Genomic DNA, 22529 nt, shown 5'->3' with positions numbered 1-22529 from the left:
CCTGCAACGTAACCTGAGGAAAACGGATGGAACTGGAGCGACAAAGCGTGGCCGTACTGCAGCAGTTCGGCCGCACCTACCGCGCCTACGCGGCCGCGTTCGAGCAGCGCCTGGGGCTGCCGCTGCCCCGCTGGCGCATCCTGCATGCGCTGCATCACCAGGAGGGCGCGATCGGCCAGAAGGCGCTGGCTGACCTGGTCGGCATGGACCCCGGCGCGCTGACGCGGCAGCTCAAGGCCATGCAGGAACTTGGCTGGGTGGAGCGCAGCACCTCGGAACGCGACAACCGCGTGACGCACGTCACGCTGTCACGGACCGGCCAGCAGGTGGTGGCGCAAGCCATGCCGCTGCGCTCAGCTTTCCTGGAGGATGTGCTGGCCGAGGTGTCGCCGTCGACCATGCGCGAGCTGTCGCGCGGCCTGGCGCGGCTGGAGGCCGGCATCGCCTACGCGCAGGCCCACGCGGCACAGGCAGCCGACGCCGCCTGATACGGCTGCGCTCGTGCCGCTGGTGCTCAGGCAGTCAGCAGCATGCCGTTAAGCGCCGCAAATTCGAACAGTTCCCGGTCGTTGGTGACGCCGAGCTTCTGCATGGCGCAGTTCTTCTGCCGGCTGATGGTCTTGACGCTGCGGCAGAGCAGGACAGCGATCTCGCTCACGGACCGCCCGGTCAGGTACAGCCGCAATACTTCCATTTCACGCCGGGACAGGCGCTCCGCGCCGGCCTGGCCGGGTGCGGCCGGGTTGCCCGGATCGGCCTGCGACAGGACTTCCAGCGCGGATTTGCCGATGTAGTGGAAGCCCCGCTGGATACGGCAAACCACAGTCACCAGTTCTGACAGCGGCGAGTCCTTGAGCAACAGGCCGTGCACCTGGGTGTCGAGGATGGAGCGCAGCACCAGCGGATTGGTGAGGTCAGCACGATCACGGCCAGCGACGGATGCCGCCGCCGCAGGCTGGCAAGCAGGCGCAGGCCGTCGCTGTTGCCCTCGCCCTGTGCGGGCATGTGGTAGTCGGTGATCACGACATCGGGACGTAGGCTTTCCACGCTGTTCAGCAAGGCCGTCGCGCTGGTCACGCTGCCGCACACCTCCCACCCGGTCTGGGTATACAAGCGGTCCGCGACGGCCGCGCTTACCCAGGGGGTGGTCGTCGGCAAGCAGGATCCTCAATGTCATCTGGTTGCTGCTCGATTCTGGTTCGTGGCAGCGCCGACATCAAGAAAACGCCGCACGTCAGCGAGACGTGCGGCGCAAAAACGACGCCAAACAATACGACGCCAGACAACTGCATGCATTGCCCCGGGACCGGGCCAAACGGGAGACGGCCGGACCGCTGCAATGCCATTGCAGGATATCGGCAGCGCGGCCTGGCGAAACTAGGAGGATTCGCAAAGCGCCGCCATGGCGCATCGGCCTGAGCGGGCCAAAGTCGCGCGAGTGTAGCGCAAGGTCAGCGCTCGGAAAAATGTCTCAAGACTGCAATAAAGACGCCGCCGCTGCTGCGAGGCCAAAGAAAAAGGCGCTGGCGCCATGCGGCTGCCAGCGCCTTCCGGACGCCGGTGCTGCGGGAGTTGCGTCAGGCCGGCGCGGGCTGCGCGTGGGCTGCGGGGCGCCCGTTGCGGCGGCCGTCGATGGCCTTGAGCGGGTCGCGCAGCACGGCGCTGCCGACGTCCATGATGTCGCGCAGCACGCCCTTGTCGCCGCTGCGCTCCGGTGCCCAGAAATGCAGTGCGGCCCATTCCGGGAAGCTGCTTGGCGGTGCTAGCAGGCGCGTCGAGCGCTCGCGCGTGACCAGCGGCACGTTGAAGTCCAGCACCGGGCAGATGCCCCCGGCCGAATGCAGCAGCGTGATCTGGGTATGCCATGACGGGACCACGGTCTCGCGATGCCCCGGGGTGCTGGCCTGGCGGCTCAGGAAGGTCCGCAGCGGGCTGCCGGCCTCGCAGTCTTCCTGCAGCAGGATCCAGTCGCTTTCGCTTTCGCCTTCGTCATGGCTGCCGCCGCGCGTGGCGCTGACCAGCCGGCGCGGCGTGGCCATGATGTTGTGCTGGCGCACGCATTCGGGATCGTGGCCGCTGTCGACGACGAAGGCGCAGTCCAGTTCGCCGCTGCCGAGATGGCCGGCAAGCGCGGCGTCGGCAATCACCGGACGCGTGACAAAGCTGTCTTGCGGAAACTGCTCGCACAGTGCCGTCAGGATCTCGGTGATGACCGGGTCGCCGATCGACGATGAAAAGCCGATCGAGACGCGCCTGCCGTCGTCACGGCGCTTGCTCAGGCCAGGCTCGCCGGGGCGCACCAGTTGGTTCCATTTGGCCAGGATCTGCCGCGCCGTCTGCTCCAGGCGCAGGGCGTGCGGAGTGGGTTCGAGCATCCCGTTGCGCTTGACGAACAGCGGATCGCCGGTGATTTCGCGCAAGCGCGCGAGGCTGTAGGCCACCGTGGGCACGCGTCCCTGCGTGCAGGCTGCAACGGCGCTGAGGTCCCGGTATTCCATGACGAGGACAAAGACATGCAACAACTTCGTGCTGACGTGACGCATTCCGACTTCTCCCGATCCACGACTTTGTTTTCGCTGTTTTTTTTGTTTGTCCGACGCGTACTGCACTGCGCATGGGGCGCAAGAGCGGCCAGGTGTCAGGGCAATGATCCGGTCCCTGACTGGGACAGGCGCAAACGGCATGCACGGCGAGCAATGCGGGCATGTCCGGATGAAAACCAGGCGGGCAAAGGCCCGGGCAGGATGCTGCGAAAACGCATGGCACGACTCCTAAATGTCCGACTTGCGTCGACAAATGGCGCAGTGACGACTCGATCCTTCAGGCCCGGTACATGTTGGCAGCGTGGAATGCGCACCGTACAACGTCAGGGTGGTGCGGGCTGCCTGGCCGCTCTTCTGCCGGCGCCGCCAGGGCGCCGCGCGAAGGCGTGCGAAATTTAGTTGTGCCGAGGAATCTTAATACATGCTCAGCGAAAGTCATAGAAACTTGAATTGAGGGCAGTCTTCTAATTTTCTTTAGTACGTCTTTGTCCGTACATCAATACATGGCTTGAAATCGGGGTTGCGGGCCGATTCATGCACGACCACCGCCGTGCAGAAGGCCGTCATGCTCATGTGATATGGGGGCCGGTATTTCCGTTTCCGCGATGCGCAGCGCCAACGGTCTAACTAGATTCCAAATTGGCTTAACGAAATTTGGCAATGCGCGCCAGCGCACGCAGCAGCTTGCGCAGAGATAATTTTCTTAACTCGCGCAGCGAAGACACTGAATTGCCTTTTGGCGCGGCCCTGGGCTAACGTAGGGCCAGAGTCGGCACGGTTGGCGGCGCGGCTGGCGCCGCTTGAGGCCCGCTGTTGTGATGCGGAGAGATTCGTGAACAGACGGTATTCGGAAGAGCAGATCCGCAGCTACCTGGCCGAGGCGGCCAGTGGCGTGCCAGTGCGCGAGCTGTGCGCGCGCTATGGTTTCAGCGATGCTTCGTTCTACGGATGGCGTGCCCGTTATGGCCAGCCCAGCCAGGGGGATGCACGTGACGGCCGCAAGTTGCGCGAGCTGCAGGAAGAGAATGCCCGGCTGAAGAGTATGCTTGCGGATGCGCTGCTCAAGCTTGAGCTGATGCGCAACCGTACCGGCCGCCGCAATGGCACAGGCAAGGATCGCTAGCGGCGGACGGTTCCTGCAATGCGCCGCGGTGTCGGTTCCACATACCGCGGAGGGTTCTGGAGTATTGGTTTGACGAAGTTTCTGATCAAGGCGGGCGTGCTGGCATGCGCCGCCATGGTGGCTGTCCCGGCGTGGGCGGCCAGTGCTGCATCGGCGGCCGCGGCCGCCGGCACCCCGATGGTGGCCCCGCCGCCGCCACGGATGCTGGACGAAGCCACGGCCGTGGTGGAAGGACCTGATGGCACGCTGTCCGCGTCGCAGCGGCAGCACTGCCAGTCATTGCTGGACCAGATCAACGCGCTGCCCGGCGGGCCGCAGTGGTCCACCGGCAAGTCGTCGGTAGCCACTGCCGACGGGCGCACCTATCCGACACTGGAACGCCAGGCAGATCGCAAGCGCCTGGAAGAGGCGTATCGCCAGGAGTGCGCGCAGCAGCGCCGCTGAGGCGCCCCCCGGCAGCAGGCCGTCACCTGCGTACTTGTGGAGAGCCTACATGCACTGTTTCAAACACCTCTTCGCATGGTGCCTGGCACTGATGCTGATGGCGCCGCACGGGCCAGCGATGGCGCAGTCCAAACTGAGCAATGCCCAGCTTGACCAGCTGACCGCGCCGATTGCGCTGTATCCCGATGCGCTGCTGTCGCAGGTGCTGATGGCGGCCGCCTTTCCGGCCGATGTCGCGGCTGCGGCGCAATGGTCCAAGGCGAATCCCAGCCTGTCTGGCGATGCTGCGACCAAGGCAGTCGCCAGCCAGGCCTGGGACCCCAGCGTGCAGTCGCTGGCCACGTTTCCGTCCGTGCTCGACATGATGGGCCGCCAGCCGCAGTCGGTGCAGTCGGTTGGCGACGCTTTCCTGGCCCAGCCCAACGACGTGATGGATTCGGTGCAGCGGCTGCGGGTGCAGGCGCAGGCGCGAACGCGGGCACGCTGAAGACGACCGAGCAGCAGAAGGTCGTGACGCAGACCACCGGCGGCACCACGATCGTGCAGATCGAGCCGGCCAATCCGCAAGTGGTCTACGTGCCGGCCTACAACCCGACCACGGTCTACGGCACCTGGGCGTACCCCGCGTATCCGCCGGCGTACTACCCGCCGCCGCCCGGCTCCGTGTTTGCCACGGCACTGGTAACGGGCATCGGCTTCGGGCTTGGCGTGGCGGCGGTCGATGCGATGTGGGGCGGGTTCAACTGGAATAGCCATGACGTCAACATCAATGTGAACCGCTACAACAACATCAACGTCAACCAGCGCCTGGACGTCAATCGTGCCAACGTGAACTGGCAGCACAACCCCGCCAACCGCGGCAACGTGCCCTACAACAATGCGGCGATGCGCGGTCGCTATGACCAGCAGCGCCAGTCTGGCCTCGCCAGCCGCCAGCAGGGTACGCAAGCCGGCCAGCGCGTGGGGCCTGCTGGCGGCGGGGTGCAGCGCCAGCCTTCCCAGCGCGACCAGGCGCGTGAGCGCGCCGCGCAGTCCTTCGAGGGCCGTACCGGACAATCCATCCCGGGCCATGCGGGCCATGCGGGCGGGGCGGCAGAGCGCTCGCGGCCCGGTGCGGCCGGCGGTGGCGTGCAGAATCCGCGGCCGGCAAGTGCCGACCGCCAGCGCGCAGACCAGGCCCAGGCCCGCGACCGTGCCCGCAATGCCAACCGGGACAGCGCGCTGCGCGATGCCGGCAACGGCGACCGCGTGCGCCAGCAGACCCAGCACGCGGCAACGCCGCAGCGGGAAGCGCCGCATGCGCGCCCAGCCGGGTTCCACCAGAACGGCGGCGGGCGCCAGGGTGGTGGACTGGGCGGCGGCGGTGAACATTTCGGCCATGGTCGGAGGTAAGTCATGATGCGCATGACCGATAACCCATTCTCTGCTGCAGCCGGAGCGCGTGCGCTGCGCACGCTGGTGGCGGCCGTCGCCCTGTCCCTGGGCCTGCCGGCGATGGCCCAGCAGGTGTTCCCGAGTCCTGACGCGGCTGCCGAGGCGCTGGGCGATGCCATCGCGCGCAGCGACGGCGACGCCCTGCAGCGCGTGCTGGGCAAGCAATACCAGCGCTGGTGCCGCAGGGCGCCATCGACCGGGACGATGTCTACGAATTCCTTGGCGCCTGGGCGCGCCACCCCACCCAGCTGATCAGCGCGCCGGGCAAGACCAACGGCCTGTACTGGCCCGCGGCCAGCGAGCAGGACGCCAGCCCGATCGGTCCCGATGCGCTGGCCATGGGCCCGGATACGCCCGCCGCAGACGCCTTCTACGGCTACCACTACCGGATCCTGCCGCCGGCCAAGGCCAGCGACGCCAAGTACGGCCTGATTGCATGGCCGGCCCGCTATGGCGATACCGGCGTGCACACCTTCATGCTCGGCAGCGACCGCGTGTTCTATGAGCGCGACCTCGGGTCCAGCACGGCATCGCGCGCCAGGACTATCCGCAGTTTTTCGCCGGCCGGCTGGCAGCGCGTGGCGGACCGCTAAGCCCTCTTGCGCCCGGCCAGCCGTCTAGGCCAGCCGAGGTTCGCCGAACTCCGCGCCGTAGGCGTCTGATCTGGCCGCCGCCTGGCGCGGGGCCGGATCCAGGTCGGCATAGACCGAGGCCAGCCCGTCGCGGTCGATGATGCGCAGGTGCCGCTGGCGCACCGAGATCAGCCCGACCGAGGCAAAGCGCGACAGCAGCCGCGACACCGTTTCCAGGGTCAGCCCGAGCAGGCTGGCGATGTCGGTGCGCGACATGGCCAGCGTCAGCGTGCCGTCGCGGTTGCCGTCGCGGCGCGCCTGCTCGCCGGCCAGGTCGAGCAGCAGCATGGCCAGGCGCTGCGGCGCCCTCATCGATCCCACTGCCACCAGCAGCACGCGTTCGCGCTCGGCATTGCGGCGCATCGCGTCCAGCACCGTTTCACGGAATGGGGCGGCCTGCATGAGCGCGCGCAGGGACTCGACCGATACAGCACAAACCACCGAGTCCTGCAGCGCGATGGCGGCGGTCCCGTGGAGCGGGCCTTCATGCGGCTCAAGCCCCAGCACATCGCCGGGCAGCGAAAAACCCGTTACCTGCCGCCAGCCCAGCGGCGATTCATAGACCTGCTTGGCGCTGCCATGGCGCAGGGGGTAGACCGTCAGCGCAGGGCGCCCCTGGCGGAAAACATGCTCGCCGGTGCGCACTTCCACCCGCTGCGGCTGCAGCGCCACCGGCGCGTGCGACAGGGGAGCTTGCGCCCCCGCGCTATGGCAAACGTGGCGAAAGAGGCAGAGCAGGCAGGCTGGGGCGCCGCTGTCCGGCATGGTGTCATTGTCCTCCGGTGGCGATGGCCAAGTATAAGATGCCGGCAACGCAGGCCATCTCGCTGCGATCTGCATTCTTTCGTATTGCTAATTTAGAAATTTCGCATCGCGGGGGCGAGGCGCGTTGCGTTTGTGCCATAACAACGGGGCACGCCGGTGGACGTAAGGCTGATTGTGGTATGCTGCAACGCAACAATAAAGGCATAGGGGGGAGATTCCGTCACACGACCAGGAGTCCTCATGACCAAAAGCCTCGCCGCTGACTGGCATGCGCAGATCCGGCGACTGAGCCGCGCGCAAGCCCGCACGGAAGCCCAGGTGAAGTCCTGGCTGGGCCGCATGGATTCGCTGAATCCGCTCACACCGGCTCGCCCTGCTGGCCCGCCGGGCAAAGTCCGGCCCGCCCGGCCGGCACCCGCGCCGGATTCCCTGCCCGGTACCTGGCAGGCGCACAGGCTGCGCCTGGCGCCGCTGCCCGGCGAACTGGTGCCGCAACTCTCGTATCACCTCTACATACCGTCCAAGGCCCATCGCGGCCCGTTGCCGGTGGTGGTAGTGCTGCATGGCTGCCGTCAGACGCCGGATGACCTGTCGGCCGGCACCCGCATGAATGCGCTGGCCGAGCGCGAGGGATTTATCGTGGCCTACCCGCAACAGCCCTTGCGGCGCCAGGTGCAGCGCTGCTGGCAGTGGTTCGACCTGGGTGCCGCCGAGGGCGGACGCGAGGCGCAGGCGGTGGCCGCGCTGATCGATACGCTGGCCGCGCGCCACGACGTACGCGAGCGCGAGATCTACCTGGCCGGCATGTCCGCCGGCGCGGCCATGGCCGCGCTGGTGGCGTTGCGCTACCCGGGCAAGGTGGCGGCCGCGGCCCTGCATTCCGGCGTGGTCATCGGCGCGGCCGACAACCCGCGCGCCGGCCTGCGGGCGATGCAGCAAGGCTCGGCCGCCGAGCCGTCATGGCTGCTGGATGCCGCCGGCGTGACGCCGGGCGGTCCCGAGATGCCCGCGCTGGTGATCCACGGCCTGGCCGACGATGCCGTGCATCCGGTCAACGGCCGTCTGCTGGCGCGGCAGTTCCTGGCCTACAACGGCCTGGAAGACCGGCTCGCCGGTACGCCCGAGCCGTCCAACCCGGATGACGAAGCGCCGGGCCGGTCCCATGAATACCGCTTCGGCCGCTGGCGCCGCGACCTGGTGACGCTGGTGGAAGTGGAGGGCCTGGGCCACGCCTGGAGCGGCGGGGACGCCAGCTATGGCTACCACAGCGATATCGGCCCGGATGCGAGCTCGATGATGTGGCAGTTCTTCAGCCAGCACCGGCGCTGAAGTCCGGCGGCACCAATGCGCAAGAAGCTGTCAAGCGCATGAAAAAAGGGAGGGCGCCTGCCCTCCCTTTTTCATTGCAGCAGCAGCGTCACCCGCGCGAGCGGTCCTTGACGAACAGCGCGGTCACCATGCCCAGCACGCACAGGGCGACCACGTAGTGGGCCGGCGCCAGCGGATCCTGCTTCAGCATCAGCGTGACGACCATCGGCGTCAGCCCGCCGAAGATCGCATACGACACGTTGTACGAGAATGACAGGCCCGAGAAGCGCACCTGCGCCGGGAATGCATTGACCAGCACGAACGGCACCGCGCCGATGGTGCCGACCAGGAAGCCGGCCAGCGCATAGAGCGGCAGCAGCAGGTCGGGGCGGGTGAAGATGGTTGTGTAGAACGCGTAGGCGCAGATGGCCAGCAGCAGGCCGCCGAAGAACAGCGTGCGGCGCGCGCCGATGCGGTCGGCCAGCGCGCCGGAGACGACGCAGCCGACCGTCAGGCACAGCGTGGCAACGCTGTTAGCGACCAGTGCCGTGCGCGCGTCAAAGCCATACAGCTTCTGCAGGAAGGTGGGCGTCATCAGGATCACCACCACGATGCCGGCCGACAGCATCCAGGTCAGCAGCATCGACACCGCGACGCTGCCGCGGTGGTTGCGCACCACCGACTTCAGCGGCATTTCCGCGGCCAGCGCCTTGCGCTGCTGCAGTTCGGCGAAGACCGGGGTCTCATGCAGCCAGCGCCGCAGGTACATCGAGGCGATGCCGAATACGCCGCCGATCAGGAACGGCACGCGCCAGCCGTGGTCGGCCAGTTCGGCCGGGGTGAAGACGCTGTTGATGCCGGTGGCGACCAGCGAACCCAGCAGGATGCCGGCAGTCAGCCCCGCGGTCAGCGTGCCGCAGGCATAGCCGACATGGCGCGCCGGCACGTGCTCCGAGACGAACACCCAGGCGCCGGGCACTTCGCCGCCGACGGCCGCGCCTTGCAGGATGCGCAGTACCAGCAGCAGCACCGGCGCGGCCAGGCCGATCGACTGGTAGGTGGGCATCAGGCCCATCAGCAGCGTGGGCACCGACATCAGCAGGATCGACAGGGTGAACATCTTCTTGCGGCCGAGCAGGTCGCCGAAGTGCGCCATGATGATGCCGCCCAGCGGCCGGGCCAGGTAGCCGGCCGCGAAAATGCCGAAGGTCTGCAACTGGCGCAGCCAGTCCGGCACCGACGGCGGGAAGAACAGCTGCCCGATGACCGTCGCGAAAAAAACGAAGATGATGAAGTCGTAGAACTCAAGGGCGCCGCCAAGCGCGGCAAGGGCAAGGGTCTTGTAATCCTGGCCGGTCAGCGGGCGCGCGCTGGCTCGCGGCGCGCCGACACCCACGGCGGTACTGCTGCTGGTAGACATGAATGGACTCGCATGGAAGAGATCGCATGCGAAGCGCGCAGCACGGAATACGTGATGGGTGTGGCCGGAGGGTACAGCGCAGGGGAGGCAGGCACGATGCGGCGGGTAAGCCGCAGGCTTGCGACGAAACGCTTCGCAAAGGACGTAAAGATACCAGATCGGCCTATGCGGCGTTGAGGGGGCAATTCTGATTTCTTTGCTTTGTCCGAAACCGTTGCCATAATGTCGAAAAATGTGAAATCCGGGGCACAAACCATCGTGCAGCATCGGAATGCGGGGTCAGATCTTCTGGAACGACATGGCTTTCAAGCAATCCATCCAGGCAGTGGCTGCCACGCCACGCGGCCGGCTGGCGACGCGCGTCGCCGGCGGCGTGGTCGCGGCGCTCGCGGTGTTCGGGCTGGCGGGGTATTTTGGCGGCCCGCCGCTGCTCAAATACCTGATTGAAAAGAACGCGACCGAGGCGCTGGGGCGCAAGGTCACGCTGGGCAAGGCCCACGTGCGCCCGTTCGAGCTGGCGGCCACGCTGACGGACCTCACTATCTATGAGCGCGACGGCAAGACCCCCGCGCTGACGCTGGGCGAGGCCGAGGCCAATACTTCGCTGGCCTCGGTCTGGCACCTGGCGCCGGTGGTGGACAACCTGCATGTCGACCGGCTGGCCGTGCACGTGCTGCGCGGCGCCGACGGCCGCATGAGCTTTGCCGATGTCCAGGACAAGCTTGCGGCCCTGCCGCCCAAGCCGCCCGATGCCAAGCCCGCGCGCTTCTCGGTCAACAACATCGCGGTCACCGGCACCAGCTTCAGCTATGACGACAAGCAGCTCGGTTCCAGCCTGCGCGTCGACAACCTGACGCTGACCCTGCCGTTCCTGTCGAACCTGCCGCATGACGTCGAGATCGTGACGCGGCCCACGCTGAGCGCACAGGTCAACGGCACGCGGCTGGCGCTCGATGGCGAGGTGCTGCCGTTTGCCGATTCGCGCCAGACCCGGCTCAACGTCAACCTTGACGGCCTGGAGGTCGCGCGGCTGATGGCGTTCGCGCCGCCGCTGCGCGATGCCGAGGTCAAGTCCGGCAAGCTCGACACGCGCCTGACCGTGGCCTTCCGCCAGCAGAAGGACACGCAGGAGATGCTGGTGATGGGCACGGCCGCGCTGCGCGATGCCGAGGTCGTCACGCGCGCCGGCCAGCCGCTGGTCAAGAGCGGCCGCCTGGCAGTGGATATCGGCAAGCTCGAACCGCTGGCCCACCGCGCGCAGCTGCGCAGCGTGGAGATTGAAGGGCTCGGCGTGGAAGCCGCACGGCGCGCAGATGGCTCGCTGAACCTGGCCACGGCGTTCCTGCCGCAGGCGGTCAGCAAGTCCACCGATGGTGTGGCGCCGGCACCGACACCGGCATCCGCGCCCGTCGCGGCGTCAGGCGCCCAGGCAACGCCCGCGGCGCCGCCGGCCACGGCAGCCAAGGACGTGCCGTGGCGCTATGCGGTCGACCGCATCGTCGTGAAGCAGGCCAGGCTGGGGTTTGAGGACGCGCTGGCGCCGTCGGGCCAGGGCAAGCTTGCGCTCGGCCCGCTCGATGCCGAGGTCAAGGGTTTTGCCGGCACGGAAGGGGACAAGCCGGCCCGCATCGACGCCACGCTGACCGTGGCCGACGGCCAGACGCTGCACCACACCGGCGACCTGTTGCTGCGCGACGGCACGCTGGCCGGCACGCTGGAAACCACCGGCCTGCGCCCGCAAGGGTTTGCCGCGTGGTGGCCGCGCGAGCTTCGCAGCCAGTTCGGCGAGACCGCGGTCAATGCCGAGCTGCACTACCGCATGGCGTGGGCCACGCCGCAGTTCCAGTTCGTGCTGGAAAAGTCGCGACTGGAGCTGGCGCCGCTCTATGTCGCGACGCGCGAGCCGGTGACGATGCCGGTATCCGCGGCCGCCCGCGCCGGCGCTGACGCGCAGGAGCGGGCCACTGCCAACGGCAACGCTGGCCCCCGCGCCAGCCGCCGCGAACGCGAGCGCGCCGCCGCCGACCGCGAAGGCGCCAACCTGCCGCTGCTGCGTGCGGAAAAGCTGGTGCTGGAAGATATCCAGTTCGACCTCGCCAAACAGACCTTCGCCACCAGCCAGGTCACGCTGGCGCAGCCGCAGATCGCCGCCACGCGCGACTACCACGGCCAGCTGATCGAGATGGCGCGACTGTGGGCCACGGAATCGGCACAGCAGGCGCGCGCCACGCCGCGCCAGGCCGCACCGGCCGCAGCCACCGCCAGCGGCGCGCCAGCCCCCGGCGGCTGGAAGGCCAACATCGGCAAGGTCACCGTTGACGGCGGCAGCGCGCGCCTGGCGGACTACCAGCCAGCCGAGGCCAACCGCGGCCGCCCGGTGATCCACGAGTTCCGCAATATCGCGCTCGCCACCGGCGCCATCGCCTGGCCGCTGACGCCGGCGGCGGTACCGGTCAGGCTGCATGCGGAGTCAGGCCAGCGCGGCGTGATCGGCGTGGACGGTTCGGTGCTGCCGACCGTCCCGGCCAGCCGCCTGCAACTGGACCTGCGCGAGGTGGAAATGCGCCCGCTGCAGCCCTACCTGGCCGACCGCTTCAATGCCGCGCTGCGCAGCGGCACGCTGACGGTCAAGGGCAAGCTCAATGTCGACGCGCCCACAGGCAAGCCCATCGCGGCGCAATTCGCTGGCAACGTGCTATCCGGCAACGTGCGCACGGTCGACCGTATCAGCGGCGACGACTTCCTGCGCTGGCGCTCGCTGGCGGTGTCGGGCATCGACTTTGCCATGGACGAGAGCAAGGGGCCGATGCGCGTGAGCCTGGGCAATGTCGCGCTGTCTGACTTCTATGCCCGCGTGATCCTGAACGCCAACGGCCGCCTGAACCTGCAGGACGTGATGGCCGGCGGCGCCGCGAAGGGCGAGGCAGCGCCGTCCACCAGCCTGACGCAGGCCAGCCCGGCATCGGCGCCGGCAACGCCGCCGGTGCAGGTCGGCGATACGCGCACGGCCCAGGTGGAGCAGAAGCCGGGCGGGCCCAAGCCGCAGGTGCGCATCGGCGGGGTCTCGCTCGAGAAGGGCAACATCAATTTCTCGGACTTCTTCGTCAAGCCCAACTACTCGGCCAACCTGACCGGCATGAAGGGCAAGGTGTCCAAGGTGTCGTCGGGCGACCCCACCCCGGCCGACCTGGTGCTGGATGGCCGCATCGACGACGATGCGCCGGTCAATATCAGCGGCAAGCTCAATCCGCTGGGTGAGCAGCTGTTCCTGGACATTGCCGCCAAGGCCTCGGGCGTGGAACTGACCCGGCTCACGCCCTATGCGGCCAAGTACGCCGGCTACCCGATCACCAAGGGCAAGCTGACGGTGGACGTGGCCTACAAGATCGAGAACGGCAAGCTCGATGCGAGCAACCACCTGTTCCTGGACCAGCTCACCTTCGGCGAGCGCGTCGACAGCCCGGATGCGACCAAGCTGCCGGTGCTGCTGGCGGTGTCGCTGCTGAAGGACCGCAACGGCGTGATCGACGTGAACCTGCCGGTGTCGGGCTCGCTGTCGGATCCGGAGTTCAGCATCGGCGGCGTGATCGTGCGCGTGATCGTCAACCTGCTGACCAAGGCGATCACGTCGCCGTTCTCGCTGATCGCCTCGGCCTTTGGCGGCGGCGGGGGCGAGGAACTGGGCTACGTCGAGTTCGCGCCCGGCACCGCGACGCTGACGCCGGCGGCCAAGGACAAGATCGCCAAGCTGGGCCAGGCGCTCAATGACAGGCCGTCGCTGCGGCTGGAAATCAGCGGCCGCATCGACCCGGCCACCGACGAGGCCGGCGCGCGCCGCGCGTGGCTGGATGCGCGCGTGGCCGAGCAGAAGCGGCGCGACCAGCGCGACAGCGCACAGGCGGGCGGCGAGGCCGGCAACGACGAAGCCGGCGAGCAGGGCGCCGAGATCAAGGTCTCGAAACAGGAATACCCGAAGTACCTGGAGCAGGTCTACAAGCGCACTTCCATGAAGAAGCCGCGCAATTTCGTCGGCTTCACTAAATCCCTGCCGCCCGAGGAAATGGAAAAGTTGCTGATGGCCAACTCCACGGTCACCGAAGCCGACCTGAAGCGCCTGGCCGAGCAACGCGCACTGGTGGTCAAGCAGTCGCTTGAACGCGAGGGCAAGGTGCCGGAAAGCCGGCTGTTCCTGACCGCGCCCAAGCTCAGCGCCGAGGGCATCAAGGACAAGGGCGCGCCCAACCGCGTGGACTTCTCCATCCGCGGGTAGACGCCGGGGGAGACGATTTGCAAGGCCGCCCGCCGCATGGCGGGCGTGTCATGCCATCACACCGCGAGGCGCCCCAATCTCACGTTTCGCCCCACTGCCTCAGCAGATTGTGATAGCACCCCACCAGCGTCCTCCGGGCGCCCTCATCGGCGCCGGTCTGGTTCAAGGTCTGGATCGCATTGTCCATATCGAACAGCATCGCACGCCGGGCATCGTCCCGCACCAGGCTCTGGATCCAGAAGAAGCTGGCCAGCCGCACGCCGCGCGTGATCGGGGTGACCTGGTGCAGGCTGGTGGCGGGATAGACGACCATGTCGCCGGCCTCCAGCCTGACCGAATGGGCACCGTAGGTGTCCCGCACCTGCAACTCGCCGCCGTCGTAGCTGTCCAGCTCCGACAGGAACAGGGTGGCCGAGATGTCGGTGCGCAGCTTGCGCCCGTCGTACGGATGGATGCGCACGCTGCCGTCCACATGGGCGCCGAAGGTCATTCCTTCGCTGTAGCGGTTGAACATCGGCGGATAGACGATGTTGGGTAGCGCCGCGCTGATAAACAGCGGATTGCGCTCCAGCATCGACAGGATCAGCTGCTGGCACTCCCGTGCCACTTCCGAGCGTTCGTCGATCTGCTGGTTGAACTTGACCGGCGCACCCGAGTAACCGGCGGTGACGCGCCCGTCCACCCAGGCCTCGCCGGCCTGCTCCAGGCGCTGGCGCAGGGCGCCGACCTGTTCGGCGCTGAGAACTTTGGGGATGACGACTAGCATGGGGCTCCTGGCGCCACGACCGGCGGCACCAGGGGGCCGCCAGCCGCGGGTTACATCCGGTAGGTGAACGAAAGCATCGCCGTGCGGCCGGTGCCGGGTACGGACCGCCCGCCGTCGGACTGAATCAGCGCATCGTAATACTTTTTGTCGAAGATATTGAACAGATTCAGCCGCACATCGTACTTCGGCTGGTGGTAGGCCAGCATGCCGTCCCAGCGCACGAAGCTGCCCACCTGGACGGTGTTGGTATTGTTGGCAAAGCGTTCCGACATATAGAAGGCACCGCCGCCGATTTCCCAGTTGGGCAGGAAGGCGTAGCTGGTCCAGGCGGTGGTGGTGTGCTTGGGCGTGTTGGTCGGCACCTTGCCGGTGGTGTTGGCGGCAATGCCGTTGACGATCTCGGCATCCAGGTAGGTGTAGCCGGCAAACACCTGCCAGCGGCTGGTGATGCGTCCGGTGGCGCCCGCGCGGAAGCCGTTGACGCGGATCTTGCCGCTCAGCGCATAGGTGGTGGCGTCGATCTGGCTGCGGGCGTTGTCCTTGGTGATCTGGAAGATTGCCGACGTCAGCGACAGGTCGCCGCCAAGCAGGTCCCACTTGCCGCCCGCTTCATAGGACTTGTTCTTTTCGGGGTCCAGGCTCTGCTGGCCCACGGTGCCGGTCAGCTGCTCCAGCGATGGGTTGAACGAGGTGCCGTACGACACGTAGTAGGACTGCGCCTCGGTAGGCTGCCAGATGCCGCCCAGGCGCACGCTGGTGAAGTTGACCGTCTGCTCGGCATTGGCCAGTGCGGTGTTGCCCAGGGTGTTGGTCGAGTTGACCGAGTTGGTGATGCTGGCCATGTAGCGGTCGTAGCGCACGCCCGCCACCGCCTTCCATTGCTTGCTGAACTCGATCGAGTCGTTCAGGTAGGCCGCCAGCGTATTGGCCGAGCCGCCCTGCAGGTTGCCGGTGCTGGTGGGCACGCTGGCCGGCGACGCGGTGTAGGCCGGATTGACCAGCGGCTCGCAGGCCACGAAACCGGAGGTGCCAGCCGCGGCGGTCGCAGTGGCGGCCGGGTTCAGCGCCACGCCGTTGCAGCTGCCGTTGCGATAGTAGTTCTGGTTGTTGTAGCCGTCGTGGCCCACTTCGGCCCCCACCAGCAGCGTGTGTTTGACCGGGCCCGTGTCGAAGCTGGCGGTCAGTTCGGTCTGGTTGAAGATCGAGTAGTCACGGATCTTGCGGTCATGGCTCTGCAGGCGAACAAAGAGCTGGTCCAGCGGCAGCGTGCTGGTGGTGAGCGGCGTGAAGCCCCTGGCGCCGACCGAGCCAACCGAGTTGGGCGCGGTCTCCCGGGCATCGGTCTCAACGTAGTTGAACTGCGTCTGGTTGCGCAGCCGCAGGTTGGGCGAGAACTTGTGCGTGATGCCGGCGTTGAGCGACGCGATGTCCTGGATGGTGCGGTCGTCGGTGAAGCCGTAGAAGGTATTGCGGTCGACATTGGTCGGATGGCCGTTCAGGTTCGAGAAGCCATAGTCCGGCATGTCGCGGTTATGCTGCAGCAGCGCCGACAGCGTGATCTCGGTCGAGGTGCCGATGCCGGTGCGCCACGACGGCGCGATGCCAAAGTCCCGCACCGTCATCTCGTCGCGCGTGCTCGGCTTGCCGTCCTGCGCCATGGCCGATATGCGGAACGCCGAGGTGTCGCCCGTGGGCGTGTTGTAGTCGGCGGTGGCGCGCACCAGGCCGTTGGTGGTGACCGAGCCGGTCACCTCGGTGGCGGCCTTCAGCGTCGGCTTCTTGCTGACCTGGTTGATCACGCCGCCGGTGGAGCCGCGGCCGAACAGCATCGACGACGGCCCCATCAGCACCTCGACCTGCTCGAGTGCGAAGGTATCGCGATAGTACTGGCCGCGGTCGCGGAAGCCGTCCAGGTAAATGTCGGTCCGCGCCGAGAAGCCGTTCAGGTTGATGTTGTTGCCGATCTGGCCGCCTTCGGCACCGCCGATAGTGATACCCGGCACGTTGCGCAGCGCATCGGCCAGCGAGCTGACGCCCTGCGATTCCATCAGCGCCTTGTTCACCACGGTGACCGACTGCGGCACGTCGCGCAGGTCGGCCGGCAGCTTGCTCAGCGACGCCTTGCCGGCGTTGAAATCGCCGCGGGAGGCCTCGCCGTTGACCACCACTGCCGGCAGCGTGGCGGCCGGCTTTATCTGCGTGGTGGTGGTTGAAGGTGCGGGAGCTTGCTGGGCGAGAGTGGCGGCGGGCGTGGCGCACAGCGCGAGCAGCGCGGTGGCAATGGGGGTGCGGCGATTCATGGTTATGGTCTTGGTCTACCCCTGCGGTCGGGGCCCAGCCGTCCTACGCCGCCACGCACGAATATGCCTGGGCCGGTGTTGCGCGAAAGGGGTCAAAATGGGGTCTTCCTCTGGGCGAGTCGAAATATAAATACGAATGATTGTTGTTGCAATTCGCGTTGTGTTGCCGACACAGACAATTCAGACTCTGGATCAATGTATGTAGTAATAGACATTTGCAATATTAAGTGCGCTATTAGGTATTTTTAAATAGGTCCCGTATGCTGAGAGAGCCTGCGGCGGCGCAAAAACGACCCCGGCGCGAAACAGCGACCATACATTTGCTCGCAAACCGGAAATAACGACTGAAGAAAATAAGCGGTGGCTTCGGGAAACACCCGCTCAGGGCGGATTTCCGGATCGTGGACGATTCTCGGGCTGACTAGCCGGCGGCGCACCGCGCGGCGGCGCAGCAATCAAGGCCGCGAAAACCGGTATGATTCGGCCCGGACAATCCGTTCCATAGCCGATTCAGGAGTGTGTTTTGCAGCAGGATCAACTGGAAGCCGCCGTCGCCTACAAGACCTGGGTGTGCGTGATCTGCGGCTGGGTCTACGACGAAGAACAGGGCTGGCCGGAAGACGGCATCGCCCCCGGCACGCGCTGGGAAGACATCCCCGAGGACTGGCGCTGCCCGGAATGCGACGTCGGCAAGGCCGAATTCGCCATGATCGAGCTGTAACGTCGCAGGCACTTTCCTGTCCGGCTGATCCTTCCAGGCTCAGCCCTGGGCTTGCGCCAGCATGGCAGCAAGCAGCACATTGGCGCCCGCCTCGAGATGCTCGGGCCTGGCGTCCTCGATCTCGTTGTGGCTGATGCCGTCCTTGCACGGCACGAAGATCATTGCCGTCGGCGCCACCCTGGCCAGGTAGACCGCGTCGTGGCCCGCGCCGGTAACGATGTCGCAATGCGTGTAGCCACGCGCCGCGGCCGCCTGCCGGACATGCGCCACAAGCTCGGGCGCGAAGGGCGTCGGCTCGAAGCGCTGGATCGCTTCGACTTCCACCGCCAGCACGGCACCTGTCGTGCTGCCGCTGGCCAGTGCCGCGCACGCCGCGCGCAGCCTTGCTTCCATCCGGTCAAGCTGGCCGCCATCGAGATGGCGAAGGTCGACGCTGAACTGCACTCGCCCCGGGATGACGTTGCGTGAAGACGGGTGGACATTGACCACCCCGACCGTCCCCCGCCCATCGGGGGCAAAGTCGTTCGCGATCTTCGTCACTTCCTGGAACAGGAACGACGCGCCATGCAGGGCGTCCCGGCGCAGCGGCATGGGGGTGGGGCCGGCATGCGCCTCCATGCCAGTCACCGTGACGTCATACCAGCGCAGGCCAAGCGACCCTGTCACCACGCCGATGACCTTGTCCTCGGCCTCGAGGATCGGGCCTTGCTCGATATGCGCCTCGAAGTACGCGCCAACCTTGTGGCCGACCGGGGCGGTGCCCGCATAGCCGATCGCCGCGAGTTCGCCGGCAACGGACTTGCCGGCGTTGTCCGCTGCCGCCAACGCGGTGGCCTCCGGGAAAACGCCGGCGAACACGCCCGATCCCATCATCACCGGCACGAAGCGCGCGCCTTCCTCATTGGTCCAGATCGCCAGTTCCAGCGGCGCCTCGGTGGTCACGCCGTGGTCATTGAGCGTGCGCATGACTTCCAGTCCGGCCATGACGCCATAGCATCCGTCGAACTTGCCGCCGGTGGGCTGGGTGTCGATATGGCTGCCGGTCGTCACCGGGGCAAGCGCGTCGTTGCGGCCCGCCCGGCGCCCGAAGATATTGCCCACGCGGTCGATGCGCACGGTCAGGCCGGCCTCTCGCATCCAGCCGGTGACGAGGTCGCGCGCCTGCCCGTCCAGCGCGGTCAGGGCCAGGCGCGCATTGCCGCCCCTGGGCGTGGCGCCGACCTGCGCCAGGTCCATCAGCGCTTGCCACAGGCGTTCGCCATTGATCGTGATTGCGTTCATGCGCCCGTTCCTGACTGTTGGATGCCGCCGAAGAAGGCCTTTGCATTGGCGGCGAGCGAATCGAGGTGGTAGCCGCCTTCCTGCACGATCAGCGTGGGCAGGCCAAGTGAGGCAACGGCGCGGCCGAGGCGGCCGAAGCCTTCGGTGGACACGTCCACCAGCGACTGCGGATCCTCGCGGTAGATGTCGAAGCCAAGCGACAGCACCAGCGCGTCTGCCTGGAAGCGTTCGATGGCGCCGCGCGCCGTGTCCAGCTTGTCGAAGAAGACTGACTCGGGCGAACGGTGCGGCATCGGCAGGTTGAGGTTGTGGCCGGCGCCTGCGCCGCGGCCGTGCTCATCGTCGAAGCCCGCGACCACCGGATAGGAATTGGTCGGGTCGCCGTGGATCGACACGTAGAGCACATCGGCCCGGTCGTAGAAGATCTCCTGGATGCCCTGGCCGTGGTGCATGTCGGTATCGAGGATGGCCACGCGGCCAAAGCGCGCGCGCAGGGCCTGGGCGGCGATCGCGGCATTGTTCAGGTAGCAGAAGCCGCCCGCCGCGTCGCGCCGGGCATGATGGCCCGGCGGCCGGCACAAGGCGTAGGCGCTGCGTTCGCCGTCCAGCAGCGCCAGGGCGCCGGCCACCGCGCTCTGCGCCGACCAGTAGGCCGAGCGCCAGGTGTTCAGGCCCACCGGGCAGCTGCCGTCGGCGAGATAGCGCGCGGCCTGCGCCAGCACGCCGCGCAGGGCGTTGGGCTCGCGCACGAAGATATTGGACATGACCTCGTCGCCCCAGTCCTCCGGCAGCTCGCGCCAGCTGGCATGGGCGTCCTGCAGGAACTGCAGGTAAGGCTGGTCGTGCACGGCGGCGAGCGGCGCGAGGCCGTGGTCAGCGGGGGCGTGGAGCGCGAAGCCAAGCGCCTCTGCCGCCTGCACCAGCCGCTGTGCCCGCGCGGGCAGCTCCTGCGGCGAGCGCATCTTGCCGCGCGAGTAGTAACTCTGCGGATGGTGCAGCAATTGCTCGGGATGGAAAAACGTCAGCATGGGGTTGGCAATGTCCGTGGAAAGGCGTCAGGCCTGCGCGGCTTGCGCGGCGGGTTGTGGTTGCTGGCGCTGGCGTGCATCGATGCTGGCGATGCACAGCAGCGACACGCCGGCCAGCAAGGTGTAGAACACCGCCAGCGGCCACCATTGGCCCTGGAAGCGCTGCGCGAGGATGGTCCCCACCAGCGGTGTCAGCCCGCCCGCCACCGCGCCGCAGACCTGGTAGGACAACGAGATCGCCGAGTAGCGCACGCGCGTTTCGAAGACACCGCTGACAAAGCCCGCGATCACCGAATAGAAGCTCGCCATGCACACCACCGCCAGCGCGATGCCGAGCACGATGGCCGGCGCCTGGCGCGTCTGCACCAGCAGGAACATCGGATAGGGGGAAGCCATGGCCAGCAGCGCGGCCAGCTTGAGGAAGCGCGCGCCGCCAAGCTTCTCGGCCAGCCAGGCGGCCAGCGGCTGCGCCAGGAACTGGATGATGGCCACGGCGAACAGGCAGTCGAGAATCAGCGTCCTGGACAGCGACAGGTATTGCGTGGTGTACGCAATCATGAAAGTGTTGGTGAAGTACACCCCGGCAATGCCGATGGTATTGGCGCCGATGCACAGCAGCACCGGCACGCGGGCCGTGCGCCAGACTTCGGCAATCGGCAGCCTGGCGGTCTTGCGCTGCGCCTGCACCTGCGCGAACTCGGGCGATTCGTTCACGCCCAGCCGGATCGCCACGCCCACCAGCAGCAGCGCCGCGCTGGCCAGGAATGGCAGGCGCCAGCCCCAGTCCATGAACACGTCGTGCTCCATCGATGTCACCGCGCGGAAAGCCAGCAGCGACAGGATCAGGCCGGCCGGGCTGCCGAGCTGCGCGAACGAGGCGAAGAAGGTGCGGCGGCCCTTGGGGGCATGCTCGCCCGCCATCAGCACCGCGCCGCCCCATTCGCCGCCCACGGCGATGCCCTGCACCACGCGCAGCAGCACCAGCAGCACCGGCGCGATGGCGCCCGCGGTGGCGTAGGTCGGCAGCAGGCCGATGCCGATGGTGGCCACGCCCATCATCATGAGCGTGGTCATCAGCGCCTTCTTGCGGCCGATGCGGTCGCCCCAGTGGCCGAACACGATGCCGCCGAGCGGACGGGCAAAGAACCCGACCGCGAAGGTGCCGAATGACGCCAGCGTGCTCAGGAAGGGGTCGCCGCCGGGGAAGAACAGCGGGCCGAACACCAGCGCGGCGGCGGTAGCGTAGATGTAGAAGTCGTACCACTCGATCATGGTGCCGACAAAGGCGGCCGTGGCGGCGCGCACGGGCTGGCGCGTGCCGGAAGGGGACACTTGCATGGACTGGCTCCTCACTATGTTTGTGCCGCTGCATCAGGGGCAGCTGTGGGAGGAGTTATCGCCCGTTGACAAACATCAGTCAAATTTCTAATATTTATTTTTCATATAATCTGAATTTATACGGTGGCGTGATGGAGCGTTCTGCCCTGGACCGGGCCCTGCTGACCGACCGGCTCGACTGGAACCTGCTGCGCACATTCCTGACCATCGTCCACGAGCGCAGCCTGAGCCGCGCCGCGGTGCGGCTGCATATCACCCAGCCGGCGGTGAGCCTGGCCTTGCGCCGGCTCGAAGAGCATCTGGGACACACGCTGATCGAGCGGCGCGGCAGCAATTTCCGCCTGACCCGGGCCGGCGAAGAGGTGCTGCGCATCGCCACCGATGTCTATGGCAGCGTGGCGCGGCTGGGGGCGGAACTGGCGGAGCAGCAGGATGAAGTCAGCGGCCTGCTGCGGCTGCTGACCGTGAGCCGGATCCATTCCGGCGTCTATGACGAATGCCTGGCCGCGTTCCATCGGCAGCATCCGCGCGTCACGCTGCAGGTGGACGTGATGCGCAGCACCGAGATCGCAGACGCGCTCGCGCAGAAGGCTGCCGGCGTGGGCCTGAGCCTGTACCGGCAGTCGGGCCGGCAGTCGGGCGACGGGCTTGAGCACATGCTGTTCCTGCGCCAGCGCTACGCCATCTTCTGCGGGCGCCATCACCGGCTGTTCGGGCGCACCGGGCTGGCCATTGCCGACCTGCTGGCAGAGAATTTCGTGTCGTTCAGCAGCGACCAGCTTGGCGACGTGCTGGCGCCACTGGCCGTTTTCCGCGACCAGCACGGTTTTTCGGGCCGCATCGTCGCGACCTCGCCCAGCCTCGATGAAATCCGGCGCCTGGTGTTCGCGGGCTATGGCATTGGCTGCCTGCCGGAACATATCGTTGCCGACGATGTCGCCCAGCAACGGCTGTGGCGCCTGCCGCCCGAAGAGGGCGTGGCCGATATCGACATGTACCTGCTGTGGAATCCGGAGCGGCGCCAGACGCCGGCCGAGGCGGCGTTCCTCGAGCACTTCCGGCACTACGTGGCGCGCTATTCGCTGATGGAGCGGCTGGGAGAGTCAGTGAACGCGCCGCTGGCGGCGTTGCGCGCGCCGACGGCGTGACGGGCGAT

At 67.2% G+C, this 22529-nt stretch carries 17 protein-coding genes and 2 pseudogenes; 10 read left to right on the top strand and 9 right to left on the bottom strand.

The features are described from left to right. Positions 1 to 26: 26 nt before the first annotated feature. A complete protein-coding gene (locus tag CNE_RS28010) occupies positions 27 to 488 on the top strand; it encodes a MarR family winged helix-turn-helix transcriptional regulator (RefSeq protein ID WP_013953664.1) in 462 nt (153 codons plus the stop codon). A 26-nt stretch (positions 489 to 514) separates the two neighbouring features. On the opposite strand, the pseudogene CNE_RS28005 reads toward CNE_RS28010, so the two are convergent. Both CNE_RS28005 and CNE_RS28000 read right to left on the bottom strand, forming a co-directional pair. Next, positions 515 to 1177, bottom strand: a pseudogene (locus CNE_RS28005) (response regulator). 400 nt (positions 1178 to 1577) lie between these two features. Then, the gene (locus CNE_RS28000) at positions 1578 to 2543 is read right to left on the bottom strand and encodes a LysR family transcriptional regulator (protein WP_013953662.1); all 966 of its coding nucleotides are present in this window, start codon (positions 2541 to 2543) and stop codon (positions 1578 to 1580) included. Between the two features lie 832 nt (positions 2544 to 3375). Here CNE_RS28000 and CNE_RS41580 point away from each other — a divergent pair. From CNE_RS41580 to CNE_RS27980, 5 genes and pseudogenes are all read left to right on the top strand, one after another. Continuing rightward, a complete protein-coding gene (locus CNE_RS41580; RefSeq protein ID WP_013953661.1) occupies positions 3376 to 3666 on the top strand; it encodes a transposase in 291 nt (96 codons plus the stop codon). A gap of 69 nt (positions 3667 to 3735) precedes the next feature. Continuing rightward, positions 3736 to 4110 (top strand): hypothetical protein, encoded by a 375-nt coding sequence (locus CNE_RS27990; protein ID WP_041228703.1) that lies wholly within the window; start codon positions 3736 to 3738, stop codon positions 4108 to 4110. Positions 4111 to 4159: 49 nt separating this feature from the next. Beyond that, positions 4160 to 5502: pseudogene (locus CNE_RS27985) on the top strand (DUF3300 domain-containing protein). A 3-nt stretch (positions 5503 to 5505) separates the two neighbouring features. Beyond that, positions 5506 to 5796: a DUF2950 family protein gene (locus tag CNE_RS43130; protein WP_404997171.1), complete on the top strand. Its 291-nt coding sequence runs from the start codon at positions 5506 to 5508 to the stop codon at positions 5794 to 5796. Next, on the top strand, positions 5721 to 6137 hold the full coding sequence (locus CNE_RS27980; protein WP_013953659.1) for a DUF2950 family protein: 417 nt from the start codon (positions 5721 to 5723) through the stop codon (positions 6135 to 6137). The genes CNE_RS43130 and CNE_RS27980 overlap by 76 nt, the downstream gene beginning before the upstream one ends. Positions 6138 to 6161: 24 nt before the next feature. Here CNE_RS27980 and CNE_RS27975 read toward each other — a convergent pair whose 3' ends face one another. Continuing rightward, a complete protein-coding gene (locus CNE_RS27975) occupies positions 6162 to 6941 on the bottom strand; it encodes a Crp/Fnr family transcriptional regulator (RefSeq protein WP_013953658.1) in 780 nt (259 codons plus the stop codon). A 240-nt stretch (positions 6942 to 7181) separates the two neighbouring features. On the opposite strand from CNE_RS27975, the gene CNE_RS27970 reads away from it, so the two are divergent. Continuing rightward, positions 7182 to 8270: an extracellular catalytic domain type 1 short-chain-length polyhydroxyalkanoate depolymerase gene (locus tag CNE_RS27970; RefSeq protein ID WP_013953657.1), complete on the top strand. Its 1089-nt coding sequence runs from the start codon at positions 7182 to 7184 to the stop codon at positions 8268 to 8270. 88 nt (positions 8271 to 8358) lie between these two features. Here CNE_RS27970 and CNE_RS27965 read toward each other — a convergent pair whose 3' ends face one another. Then, positions 8359 to 9669, bottom strand: a complete 1311-nt coding sequence (locus tag CNE_RS27965; protein WP_013953656.1) for an MFS transporter — start codon at positions 9667 to 9669, stop codon at positions 8359 to 8361. Between the two features lie 271 nt (positions 9670 to 9940). On the opposite strand from CNE_RS27965, the gene CNE_RS27960 reads away from it, so the two are divergent. Continuing rightward, positions 9941 to 13939: a DUF748 domain-containing protein gene (locus CNE_RS27960; RefSeq protein WP_013953655.1), complete on the top strand. Its 3999-nt coding sequence runs from the start codon at positions 9941 to 9943 to the stop codon at positions 13937 to 13939. Positions 13940 to 14018: 79 nt separating this feature from the next. Here CNE_RS27960 and CNE_RS27955 read toward each other — a convergent pair whose 3' ends face one another. Together CNE_RS27955 and CNE_RS27950 are read right to left on the bottom strand one after the other, a co-directional pair. After that, a complete protein-coding gene (locus CNE_RS27955) occupies positions 14019 to 14705 on the bottom strand; it encodes a Fe2+-dependent dioxygenase (protein WP_013953654.1) in 687 nt (228 codons plus the stop codon). 50 nt (positions 14706 to 14755) lie between these two features. Further along, positions 14756 to 17005 carry a TonB-dependent receptor gene (locus CNE_RS27950; RefSeq protein WP_013953653.1) on the bottom strand — a complete coding sequence of 750 codons (2250 nt, stop codon included), beginning with the start codon at positions 17003 to 17005 and terminating at the stop codon, positions 14756 to 14758. A gap of 523 nt (positions 17006 to 17528) precedes the next feature. Between CNE_RS27950 and CNE_RS27945 the strand changes: the two genes are divergently transcribed. Next, positions 17529 to 17726, top strand: a complete 198-nt coding sequence (locus tag CNE_RS27945; RefSeq protein WP_011617624.1) for a rubredoxin — start codon at positions 17529 to 17531, stop codon at positions 17724 to 17726. Positions 17727 to 17765: 39 nt separating this feature from the next. Here the strand turns inward: CNE_RS27945 and CNE_RS27940 are convergent, their stop codons facing one another. From CNE_RS27940 to CNE_RS27930, 3 genes are read right to left on the bottom strand one after another with little or no spacing between them, the layout of a single operon-like run. After that, entirely contained in the window at positions 17766 to 19007 is a 1242-nt protein-coding gene (locus CNE_RS27940; RefSeq protein WP_013953652.1) for a Zn-dependent hydrolase, read from the bottom strand. Then, positions 19004 to 20035, bottom strand: coding sequence for a histone deacetylase family protein (locus CNE_RS27935; RefSeq protein ID WP_013953651.1), 1032 nt, complete (start codon positions 20033 to 20035; stop codon positions 19004 to 19006). The genes CNE_RS27940 and CNE_RS27935 overlap by 4 nt, the downstream gene beginning before the upstream one ends. A 27-nt stretch (positions 20036 to 20062) precedes the next feature. Continuing rightward, positions 20063 to 21373: an MFS transporter gene (locus CNE_RS27930; protein WP_013953650.1), complete on the bottom strand. Its 1311-nt coding sequence runs from the start codon at positions 21371 to 21373 to the stop codon at positions 20063 to 20065. 131 nt (positions 21374 to 21504) lie between these two features. Between CNE_RS27930 and CNE_RS27925 the strand changes: the two genes are divergently transcribed. Further along, on the top strand, positions 21505 to 22521 hold the full coding sequence (locus tag CNE_RS27925; RefSeq protein WP_013953649.1) for a LysR family transcriptional regulator: 1017 nt from the start codon (positions 21505 to 21507) through the stop codon (positions 22519 to 22521). The last annotated feature ends 8 nt before the right edge of the window (positions 22522 to 22529 follow it).

This window comes from Cupriavidus necator N-1, from assembly GCF_000219215.1.
In the GTDB taxonomy this organism is placed as follows: domain Bacteria; phylum Pseudomonadota; class Gammaproteobacteria; order Burkholderiales; family Burkholderiaceae; genus Cupriavidus; species Cupriavidus necator.
Note: the sequence above shows the minus strand (reverse complement) of the source record. Positions and strands in the feature narration are given on the sequence as shown.